Below are 10,933 nucleotides of genomic sequence, written 5' to 3'. Positions count from 1 at the left end.
TGCAAGGTTGGAGCTGACGACAAGACCGATGGCACGATCGATCGCGCTTCTGGATGCAGAAAGCTGTGTGATGACATCTTTACAGTCTTTATTCTCCTCCATCATTTTGAGTACGCCTCTCAATTGCCCTTCTAATCGTTTCACTCTGTTTTTCATAGCTGTGTTATATTCCACTGCGTCGGCCTCCCTTAAGCAGTTATTTTTGTTCGCTTTGAACAGTACATGACTAATAATATACCCCTAGTGGTATTTTTGTCAACAAGAAAAGATTCGGATAAGAATACCGATAGAATACCAAGCTAAGGAAGAGGTGACATGATGGAACTTTGGATGGATACCTGGAAGGTACTGCTTAGAATCGTCACAATCCTGCCATTGCTTTTGGCCGTAGGTCTCTTTATGGGGAAGCGGTCGATCGGTGAACTACCTGTCTTTGACTTCGTTGTTGTCCTGGTTCTCGGCTCCGTGGTGGGAGCGGATATTGCTGATCCGAATATCAACCACATCCATACGGTGACAGCTATTATAGCGATCGCGCTCTTACAAAAAGTCATTGTATGGATGAAGCTGAGGAGTCCTTGGTTCGGAAAGTTATTGACCTTCGAACCAACTGTTGTCGTTTTCGAAGGGAAGATGATTGGTGAAAACGTTAAGCGAATTCGCTATTCCATTGATAATATAATACAAATGCTTCGGGAAAAAGATGTATTCCGGATTGAGGACGTATACATGGCAATCATAGAACCGGACGGGAGATTGACGGTGCAATTGAAGCAGGGAAAAGAGCCCGTTACTAGAGAAGACATAGGTATATGGAATAGGGGTGGGGGTTATGACGTCCCCTTGATTATGGACGGTATTTTGCAAAAGGATATGATAGCGCGTATGGAAAAGACAGAAGCGTGGGTAGAGAAACAGATCACTCCCCATGCGGTTTCGGATATCTTCTACGGAGCGGTAACCAACCGGGGGTCTTTTCACTACTCGTTGAAAGGTACGGATCCGAAAATTCCGCCTATCGAGCATTAAATGGAGATCCCTGGTAGAGTGCGGATGGGTGAACCCTGACCAGGGATCTAATTTCACACGCTTTTGCTTATACAGTGAATCAACCGTTCCTCGATATCGGAGGCGAGTGATTGAACGGCAGCATCACCAATGGGACTTACGAGAGCAGTCGGCTTCGGCATTCCGATCTTTGTTTTACCCTGCTCATCATATACGACCATTTTACAAGGGAGAAAATAACCGGCAAGGGTATTCTCGGATAGGATGTTTTCTGCTTCTTTCGGATTACACACTTCAAGAATACGAAATTCCTGATGGAAGTCCAATCCTTTTTCCGTCAGCTTATCTTTGACATTGAACTTCCATAAGACCCCGAACTGCTCCAGACTCAGCTGTTGTTCCAGGCTTTCCACTGCATCCTCGACACTCTTCTTCGTTTCAACTGTATAATGAAACATAGAATCCTCCTTTTTAATTTCCTGATTTATGGCTATACATACCCTTTAAGGTATCTATGGAATCTGAATTTCTCCATTTTTCTGAGAAAAGTTACAAATGGAATTGACAAGGTGGATGAGGCTGTATTATCATTTTCACCAGTGACATAATTGAATAACGAATGGAATCGATCTTCTTATCTAGAGAGGTGGAGGGACTGGCCCTTTGAAACCTCGGCAGCGGATCTGAACGGATGTCTCCGTCAGAAACTGTGCCAACTCCAGCACGCCTGTGGGCGTGACAGATGAGGAGAGACGGATCTCATATACATACGTGTGAGCCTCTCTTCTTGTTTTATAAGAAGAGAGGCTCTTTTTGTTTAGGAAAGCATAGGAGGGATTCGATGATCCAGTTTGAAAACGTATCGAAAGTGTATCAGCACGAAGGGAAAGAACTGCGTGCCGTCGACCGTGTCGATTTGACGATACATAAAGGGGAAATCTTCGGAGTCATCGGTTTCAGCGGCGCTGGAAAAAGCACGCTCGTCCGTCTTGTTAATTTATTGGAACGGCCGACAGAAGGAAGGGTCGTCGTCAATGGAGAGGATTTGACGAAGCTGTCCAAACCGGATTTAAGGACAGTCCGGAAGCGCATCGGAATGATCTTTCAGCATTTTAATCTGCTGGAGTCCAAAACCGTCCACCATAACGTGGCATTTCCATTATCTCTTGTCGGTACGCCGAAGAAAGAGATAGATCAAAGGGTGAAGGAAATTCTAGCCTTCGTCGGTCTGTCTGAAAAGGCAAATCATTACCCGGACCAGCTGTCCGGCGGGCAGAAACAGCGGGTCGGTATCGCCCGAGCTTTGGCGACCTCCCCTGATATTCTATTATGTGACGAAGCAACGTCCGCTCTCGATCCGGAGACAACCAAGTCAATCCTGGAACTTTTGAAGAAGGTGAGGGACGAGTACGGCATTACGATTCTGATGATCACTCACGAAATGAATGTCGTCCGTGAGGTGTGTGACAGGATAGCAGTGATGGAAAACGGACGTGTCATGGAGAGTGGATCCATTTTCGACCTTTTCTCCAATCCGCAGCATCCGACAACCAAGAATTTCGTAAGGACGGTGATGGAGAATGATATACCCGCGTCTATTCTAGACGGCATCGAAAAGCGCCATGCCTCCGGGAATATCTACCGGATCACCTTTGTGGAGGAAAGCGCAGGACAGCCGGTCCTCTCACAGGTGGCAAAACGTTTTGATGTGGAAGTAAATGTACTGTTCGGACAGATTACGGAACTGCAGGGTATTCCATTCGGTCATTTAGTCGTGGAGTTCCAAGGGGATGCGAAAGAAATTCTTAAAGCGATCCACCATATCCAACAAACCGTAACGGTACAGGAGGTGACTGCACATGCAGGTTAATTTGATGGATTTTTGGCCGAAAATATGGGAAGCGACATACCAGACCCTTGTCATGGTCGGTATATCCCTCCTGGCAGCAGCGCTTATCGGCCTGCCGCTTGGAATACTTCTCGTTGTTACGAGACAGGGAGGGCTGCTTCAAAATAAACCGTTCTTTAACGGATTAAGTGCGGTTGTGAACTTCTTCCGTTCCATTCCGTTCATCATATTGCTCGTAGCGATCCTGCCGTTTACACGTCTGCTTGTCGGTTCATCGATCGGGACAGCAGCAGCTGTCGTTCCGCTCGTCATCTTCTCTGCTCCGTACATAGCGAGGCTTGTGGAAAGCAGCTTGCTCGAAGTGAAACCAGGAGTCATCGAAGCAGCAGAAGCGATGGGAGCGACACCGTGGCAGATCATACGTCGTGTTTATATACCAGAAGCATTGAGTTCTATCATTCTTAACTTGACGATTGCAACGATCGGTCTCGTCGGTGCTTCCGCCATGGCGGGCTTTGTTGGAGGCGGAGGTTTGGGAGATTTGGCCATCTCTTACGGCTATCAACGCTTTGAAACAGATATTATGATTGCAACGGTCCTATTGCTCGTACTGATTGTGCAGCTTACGCAGACGGTTGGAAACTTTATATCAAGAAAAATACGTAGACAATAACAGGGGGATATTATTATGAAAAAGTGGGGATTTATTTTAAGTTTCATCGCAATCATCAGTTTTGTATTAGCAGGGTGCTCCAGTGAAGGCGACGCAGCCTCTGGTGAGAAGACGAAAGTGAAGGTAGGCCTGAATGGTTCCGGCGTCCCGATTTGGGAGAAAGTCCAGGAGAAAGCAGAGAAAGAGAATATTGACATTGAACTGGTTGAATTCGCGGACTACGTGCGCCCGAACATGGCACTTGCTGATGGAGATATCGATTTGAACGCTTTCCAGACGGTGTCGTATTTTGATTCCTTCATAGAAGAGCACGATTTAGACTTGAAGCCGATCGGTACGACGATCATTGCTCCGATGGGTGTCTATTCCGAAAAATATAAAGATGTAAAGGACATTCCTGATGGAAGTTCCATCGCTGTCCCGAAAGAAGCAACGAACATGGGGCGCGCTCTGCTTCTCCTTGAGCAGGCGGGTCTGATCGGTCTACCGGAAGATTTCGACGGAAATGGATCGCTCGATATCATTGAAGATAATCCGAAGAACTTGAAATTTGAACCGATTGTTGCTGCCCAGACACCACGTGTCCTTCCCGATGTCGCTGCATCCGTCATTAATAATGGAGTCGCGGTTGAAGCAGGATTTGTACCGGTGGAAGACGCTGTCTATATTGAGGATGAAACCGCTCAACCTTATATCAACATCATTGCGGCTCGTGCCGATGAAGCAGATAAAGAAGTCTATCAGAAAATCGTTGAGCTTTATCAAGAAGAGGATGTAGCGGATCATATTAAGAAAACATATAACGATTCCCTTATTCCGACATTTGTCCCATTGGAAGATATCGGCTGGTAAAGGAGTGGAGGAAATGACTGCAGACACAGCAACTTCTCTTTCCGCCCTTCTTGAGCAAAAGATAGAAGGGAAGCGGGGAGAATACCTATCCATCAGTCACAGCATTCATGAACGCCCGGAAATAGGCAACGAGGAATATTTCGCTGCAGATACGCTGACCACTCTTTTAGAAAAGGAAGGGTTTGTCGTCGATCGGAATATTCCAGAACATGAAACGGCCTTCCGTGCGGTGAAAAGCTCTGGTGTTCCCGGGCCTAAAATCGGGTTTTTGGCAGAATATGATGCCCTGCCGGGTCTTGGTCATGCATGCGGACACAATATTATCGGCACAGCCTCTTGTGCGGCTGCCATTGCATTAGGGGAATTGATCAGTCAAACCGGAGGAGATGTCGTCGTACTCGGCACACCGGCAGAAGAAGGCGGACCGAACGGCAGCGCGAAAGGAACATTCGTCCGCCACGGACTCGTCCAGGATTTAGATGTCTGTATGATGGTTCATCCGATGGGGAGGACGTCGGGATCGGCGCCTACGCTGGCCGTCGATCCTGTCGATTTTGAATTCTTCGGAAAAAGTGCACATGCGGCAAGCAACCCGCACGACGGGATCAACGCCTTGGATGGAGTCATTCAACTGTACAACGGGATCAATGCCCTGCGCCAGCATGTTCCGGATGACGTGCGGATCCATGGAGTCATCTTGGATGGCGGTCAGGCACCTAATATCGTTCCGGATTATGCCCGGGCGAGGTTTTATTTACGAGCAGCAACGCGGGAAGCATGTGATGAAGTAACACGCAGGGTCGAAGAAATCGCTGCAGGTGCGGCGAGAATCACAGGCGCGGATTACAAAATGACGCGCATTCAAAACGGAGTAGATAATTTTAAAGTAACCCCAACGTTTGATGAAGTGTTCCGGCAGAAGATCGAGGCACTCGGCGAAGTGTATCATGCCGAGCGTAAAGGTCTCGGTTCATCCGATGCAGGCAATGTCAGCCAAGTCATTCCTACCCTTCATCCATATATCAAAATAGGCCCGGACTCGCTTGTTGCTCATACGGACGAGTTTCGGGAAGCTGCCCGCTCGAAAGCGGGAGACGAAGCGCTCATGAAAGGAGCCAAGGCGTTAAGTCAGACAGGATTGACCCTGCTGCTGGACCAAGTCCTGCTTCAGGAAATAAAGAAGGAGCACCAAGCTCTATAAAGGCACCCCGTGTAAAGATCTGTCTTTACATGGGGTCTCTCTATTGCCGGGCTTACGGATTTATTGTACCGGGGGCATGGATGTATTAGAATGGATACAGTAATAGAGAGGACGTGGGAGAAATGAAGGAAGATATCAAACTGATCGCCTTGGATTTGGACGGGACCCTCGTAAGTCATGAAGGCACCGTTTCTGAGGCTAACGAAAAAGCTGTAAAAGAAGCAAAAGAACAAGGAATTCATGTCGTACTAAGTACAGGCAGATCGCTGTCCCGGTGCAGGGATATTGCGGAATCTTTAGGACGCTCTTCCTACATCGTCACGATCAATGGCGGGGAAATCTATGATCACCAATTCGAACTGGTAGAGCAGAATAAGCTCCACCATACACATGTCGAGAGGCTGTGGGAACTGAAAAAAGAACACGGCCTGTATTTCTGGTCTACAACCGTACAAGGTCTCTATAATAGTCAAGATCCGTTTGAGAATGAGGTCCATCAGTACGACTGGTTGAAATTCGGATTCGACATAGAAGACGATGAGGTGCGTGAAGTCATCTTGGAAGAATTGAATAACAATGAAGAGCTGGAAGTGACTAATTCCAGTCCAACGAACATTGAAATCAACCCTGTTGGTGTGAATAAAGCAGCTGCTTTGAAAAAAGTCTGCAAGTGGTTGGATTTGGACATGAGTCAAGTGATGGCCGTAGGTGACAGTTTGAATGATATGGCGATGATCAAAGAAGCGGGACTTGGTGTCGCTATGGGGAATGCTCAGGAAGATGTTAAGAAAGCAGCGGCTTTCACGACTGCTACAAACGCAGAAGATGGAGTAGCGCGCGCTATTGAAAAAGTTCTGAAATAAAAGGATACAGATAACCTTGCAGGTTTTTGCTGCAAGGTTTTTTTTATTTCTGAGAACATAGGCGCGTGGGGGATCGTGAAGTTTTTCGTCATTCTGGTCTGTCGAAATCCTTCTAATTTCATATTTTTGTAATCAATTTAAATATCAGGAAGGAATATATTCAGCAAAGAGAGAAATACAGCAACGTAGTTAGAGAGACATGGATTTGGAGCGCCGACGTTTCCTGCTCCCAGCACCCGCATCTGCGGGTGGCAGGAAGGGGTCTGGCGGGGAGGTTTTGGAATGAGAGAAGTAGTGATCATTGACGCAGTAAGAACACCGGTCGGAAGGAGAGGAGGCATGTTCCGTGAAGTCAGGCCCGACCTTCTGTTAGCGGAATTGCTGAAAGAATTGATGCGAAGGTCGGGAGTGGATCCTTCTCAGGTGGAGGATGTAATTGCCGGGTGTGTAACGCAAGTTGGTGAGCAGGCAGGAGATATTGCCCGCATTGCTGCCCTTACCGCGGGTTTTCCTGTTCAAGTCCCTGGTGTTACATTGGATCGCCAGTGTGGATCGAGCCAGCAGGCGGTTCATTTTGCGGCACAGGCAATCGCAAGCGGGGATATGGACGCTGTCATTGCCTGCGGAGTCGAAAGTATGTCACGGGTTCCGATGTTTTCGAATCGGCAGGGAGTGAAAGATAACGAACGCCTGACGGATGCATATGAATTGATTCATCAAGGTCTCTCAGCCGAACGTATTGCAGATCGCTGGGACATATCGAAAGAAACGCTAGATTTATATGCGGTCGAGAGCCACAGGCGGGCGATACAAGCGGTAAAAGAAGGGCGGTTTGATAAAGAGATTCATCCAATTACGACAGCAGACGGGGATGTGTGCAGCCGGGATGAAGGACCAAGAACGGATACATCCATGGAAGCATTGGCACAATTAAAGCCGCCGTTTAAAGAAGGAGGGAAAATCACAGCGGGTAATGCCAGTCAAATCAGTGATGGAGCGGCCGCTCTACTGCTTATGTCAAAGGAGAAGGCGGAAGCAGAAGGAATCAAAGGAAGGTGCCGTATCGCCTCCCGCTCCGTCATCGGCTCTGATCCGACACTCATGCTGACAGGACCGCTTCCTGCGACCTACAAAGCATTGGAAAAAGCCGGATTGGCTCTTGAGGATATCGATCTTTTTGAAGTGAACGAGGCTTTTGCCTCTGTGCCGCTATTTTGGATGAAAGAAACGGGGGTACCGCATGAGAAGGTGAATGTGAACGGAGGAGCGATTGCGCTTGGTCATCCACTTGGCGCGACAGGAGTGAAGCTGATGACAACATTAGTTCACGAACTGGAAAGGAGAAACGCGCGTTACGGATTGCAGGCTGTCTGTGAAGGGTTAGGAATGGCGAATGCGACTATTATTGAAAGAATCAAATGACTGCATGGAGAACGTCAGGTGAGGCAGGTCCGTTTTTAGACTAACCAAAAACAAAGGAGTCGATAAACGATGGCGCAAACACTTAAAGGGATGTTCGAACAAACGGTAGCGAAGCATGGGGATAAGGAAGGCTTGGTGGATTTACGACTTGGAATCCGGTGGACTTATGCAGAGTGGGACATTGAAGTGAATAGAGCTGCCAATGCTTTACGGGCATCCGGAGTGGAGAAGGGAGACAGGGTATCGACTGTCCTCTTCAATACATCCGAATTTGCTACGACGCTGTTTGCCTGTATGAAGATCGGTGCCGTCTTCCAACCGGTCAACTTCCGACTGTCAGAACGGGAGATCCGCTATATTCTGACCGACGCCTCCCCTAAGGTCGTATTGTTTGAGAGGGCTACGGCGTCACAAGTCGCTCCGATAGCTGCAGATATGCCAGCCATCGAATTTTGGAGCATTGATGAAGTCGAGCAGGAGCACGCCGTAAACTATCACGATCGACTGGCAAGTGTTACAGCAGATCGACCGGTGTGTCAACTCGATGAAAACGATCCATATGCCATCATGTACACGTCAGGGACGACCGGGTCACCGAAAGGCGTCATCCACTCCCACCGTGACATGATCGATCAAGCGCTGATTATGACAGCTTGTCTGCGTCTCACGAAAGAGGATCGCGGATTAACGGTTGCCCCGATCTTTCACTGTGCGGAACTGCACTGCGCCTTCTTCCCGCGCGTTATGATAGGGGCAGCAAATGTGATTATGCACCACTTCGAAGCGGAAGAACTGATTGAAACCGTCAAGCAGGAGCAGATCACCTGCTTGTTTGCAGCACCGACGATGTGGAACATGGTGCTGGAAGAAGAATTCAGTGCAGAGGATTTCCAGACGCTCCGACAGGGATTATACGGTGGAGCTCCCATGGCTCCATCCCTCACGAAGCGTCTGCATGACGCCCTTGGGGTAGAACTGCTCCAGGCTTATGGCATGACGGAGATGGGCCCTGCCATTACAGCATTGATGGACGAGGAGCAAGTAAGAAAAGCAGGATCGGCAGGAAGAGCGCTGCTTAATCATGACGTCAGGGTCGTGCGAACGAATGAGCATGGACCGGCGGAACCCAATGAAATCTGCAAACCGTTCGAACTGGGGGAAATTATCGTCCGCGGGCCGAGTATGATGACGGCCTATTACAACAGGCCGGAAGAAACGGAAGAAGTCTTATACAAAGGGTGGTATCACACCGGTGATATCGGCTCCTTTGATGAAGAAGGATATCTGTGGGTAAGGGACAGAGTGAAAGATATGATTCTATCCGGTGGAGAGAACATCTACTCGAGAGAAGTAGAGGATGTGCTCTTTGATCATCCTGGTGTGCTCGATGCGGCGGTTGTTGGGGAGCCGGATGAGATGTGGGGAGAGCGGGTGGTCGCCTTCATTGTCCGTAAGGGGGACCCGGTGTCCTCCGAAGAGTTGGATGCTTTCTGCACCTCAGGCGGAAGGCTGGCCCGCTTTAAGCGGCCGAGACGATATGTATTTATGGAAGAATTGCCGAGGAACGCCAGTGGTAAACTGCAGAAATTTAAATTAAGAGAAGAACGGACAGCTATGTTGGAATAAGGGAAAGCGGTGCTCTCATGCGCAGGGAGCACCGCTTTTTTGTTGTCATTTCCCGGGAAATGTTTCGACAAAATCATAAGAGTCGCTTCAACTGTTTGACCGGCTGCCGCTTCCGTGCCTCTTCATATTGGAGAAACGGACAGCCTTTCTCTTCGAGTCGGGCCAGGACGTTCTTAATCGTGAAGGATTCCGGTCGCAGTCCTTCTTTTACCTCTTCCCAAAATAACGGACAGGCAACCGTGGCTTCATCGGTACGGCGAGCGGAATAGGGGGCAACGATTGTTTTCCCTTCTGCATGCTGGACATAATCCAGATACAGCTTCTCTCCTCGTTTTTTCTTCAGGCGTTCGACTGTGAACAGGTCCGGGCATTTTTGTACGAGTGTTTCCGCCACAGCTTCGGTAAGGTTCCGCGTTTCCTCATAGCTGAAGTCGCCTGCTTGAATAGGGATATGAATCTGCATCCCTTTGTTACCAGACGTTTTGATGAAGCTGATGACTCCGATTTCATCCAGCATCTGCTTCATCCACTGTGCAGCGGTAATCGCAAGTGAAAAGTGTTTCCGGCTTGGGGGATCCAGGTCGAAGACAATTTCATCGGGTAAGGATGCATCTGTTTTGTCAAAAGGGATATGGAACTCCACTGCTCCTTGATTGGCAAGCCAAAGGAGCGAGGGGAGATTATTGCAAAGGATCCGGCTTCCGTCTTTTTCTTCCCATGTGTCTAAATAGTCCGGAGCATGATCCGGGGCTTGCTTTTGATAGAAGGATTCAGCAGTAATCCCGTCCGGACAGCGGATTACTGTCAATTTCTTCTCCGCTAAGAATGGCAGCATGTAAGGTGCGATAGGACGGATATATTGAAGGTATTGTTTCTTACTGACGTTCTTCCACAGCTGTTTATCCGAGTTCGTGACAGGTACTTCTTCAGGATAGAGGGAAAGGTCCCACTCCATCTTCTCTTTTGTGCAGTTCTCCGGTGTCAGATCAAATCGGAATCGGTGAAAAGCAGGTTCGCGCATTTCCCCATCCGCAGCATCAAGGCAATGGATATCCGCGCAGACGCTTGGCCTTACATACCACTTCCCGGCCTGCTTTTCTCCGTTACTTTTAAAAAACATCTGAAGTGTTTCTGCTTCTTCGGCAGACAGCCCATTTTTGAACTTTCCCAACGTCTCCTCCATGAGAGTGACGTCATAGTAGCCGTTGGCCGGATCATAGGCTGTCAGACAGCCGGAAACGCTGCGGAAGTTCTTCCATTTCAACCATTGCTTGGACCGCTCCCCTTCGCTGTACAAGCTCTTCTTGTGTTTTGCGACAATCCCTTCCGCCCTGTGAAGCAATACTAATGCTTTTATCTTTTCTAGGCTGGTGTGTACTTCTGAAAGCACGATGTGAGGATGCTGGATGGTTTGAACGAGAGCGTACAGGCTTCGCTTT

Annotated in this window: 11 protein-coding genes and 1 riboswitch; of the genes, 8 read left to right on the top strand and 3 right to left on the bottom strand. The window is 48.6% G+C overall.

Annotated elements, in window-relative coordinates; all coding sequences use genetic code 11:
* Positions 1 to 174, bottom strand: a 174-nt coding sequence (locus D479_RS15755; RefSeq protein WP_008638911.1) for a metal-sensing transcriptional repressor, incomplete at its 3' end; no start/stop codon positions are given.
* A 141-nt stretch (positions 175 to 315) separates the two neighbouring features.
* Between D479_RS15755 and D479_RS15750 the strand changes: the two genes are divergently transcribed.
* Positions 316 to 1,029 carry a YetF domain-containing protein gene (locus D479_RS15750; RefSeq protein ID WP_008638908.1) on the top strand — a complete coding sequence of 238 codons (714 nt, stop codon included), beginning with the start codon at positions 316 to 318 and terminating at the stop codon, positions 1,027 to 1,029.
* A gap of 53 nt (positions 1,030 to 1,082) precedes the next feature.
* On the opposite strand, the gene D479_RS15745 is transcribed toward D479_RS15750, so the two are convergent.
* Entirely contained in the window at positions 1,083 to 1,466 is a 384-nt protein-coding gene (locus D479_RS15745) for a DUF302 domain-containing protein (RefSeq protein ID WP_008638906.1), read from the bottom strand.
* A gap of 173 nt (positions 1,467 to 1,639) precedes the next feature.
* Positions 1,640 to 1,757: riboswitch (SAM riboswitch) on the top strand.
* A 92-nt stretch (positions 1,758 to 1,849) separates the two neighbouring features.
* Here D479_RS15745 and D479_RS15740 point away from each other — a divergent pair.
* From D479_RS15740 to D479_RS15710, 7 genes are all read left to right on the top strand, one after another.
* A complete protein-coding gene (locus D479_RS15740; RefSeq protein ID WP_008638905.1) occupies positions 1,850 to 2,878 on the top strand; it encodes a methionine ABC transporter ATP-binding protein in 1,029 nt (342 codons plus the stop codon).
* Entirely contained in the window at positions 2,868 to 3,530 is a 663-nt protein-coding gene (locus D479_RS15735) for a methionine ABC transporter permease (RefSeq protein WP_008638903.1), read from the top strand. The genes D479_RS15740 and D479_RS15735 overlap by 11 nt, the downstream gene beginning before the upstream one ends.
* Positions 3,531 to 3,545: 15 nt before the next feature.
* A complete protein-coding gene (locus D479_RS15730) occupies positions 3,546 to 4,382 on the top strand; it encodes a MetQ/NlpA family ABC transporter substrate-binding protein (protein ID WP_008638900.1) in 837 nt (278 codons plus the stop codon).
* 13 nt (positions 4,383 to 4,395) lie between these two features.
* Entirely contained in the window at positions 4,396 to 5,583 is a 1,188-nt protein-coding gene (locus D479_RS15725; protein ID WP_008638898.1) for a M20 family metallopeptidase, read from the top strand.
* 122 nt (positions 5,584 to 5,705) lie between these two features.
* Positions 5,706 to 6,446: a Cof-type HAD-IIB family hydrolase gene (locus tag D479_RS15720; protein WP_008638896.1), complete on the top strand. Its 741-nt coding sequence runs from the start codon at positions 5,706 to 5,708 to the stop codon at positions 6,444 to 6,446.
* 282 nt (positions 6,447 to 6,728) lie between these two features.
* A complete protein-coding gene (locus D479_RS15715) occupies positions 6,729 to 7,868 on the top strand; it encodes a thiolase family protein (RefSeq protein ID WP_008638894.1) in 1,140 nt (379 codons plus the stop codon).
* A 69-nt stretch (positions 7,869 to 7,937) separates the two neighbouring features.
* Entirely contained in the window at positions 7,938 to 9,494 is a 1,557-nt protein-coding gene (locus tag D479_RS15710) for a fatty acid--CoA ligase (RefSeq protein ID WP_008638891.1), read from the top strand.
* A 73-nt stretch (positions 9,495 to 9,567) separates the two neighbouring features.
* On the opposite strand, the gene ligD is transcribed toward D479_RS15710, so the two are convergent.
* A partial coding sequence (gene ligD, locus D479_RS15705; protein WP_008638890.1) for a DNA ligase D occupies positions 9,568 to 10,933 on the bottom strand: 1,366 nt, incomplete at its 5' end.

It is taken from the genome of Halobacillus sp. BAB-2008 (assembly GCF_000328325.1).
Lineage (GTDB): Bacteria > Bacillota > Bacilli > Bacillales > Halobacillaceae > Halobacillus.
This window is presented reverse-complemented; position numbering and strand designations above follow the sequence as displayed.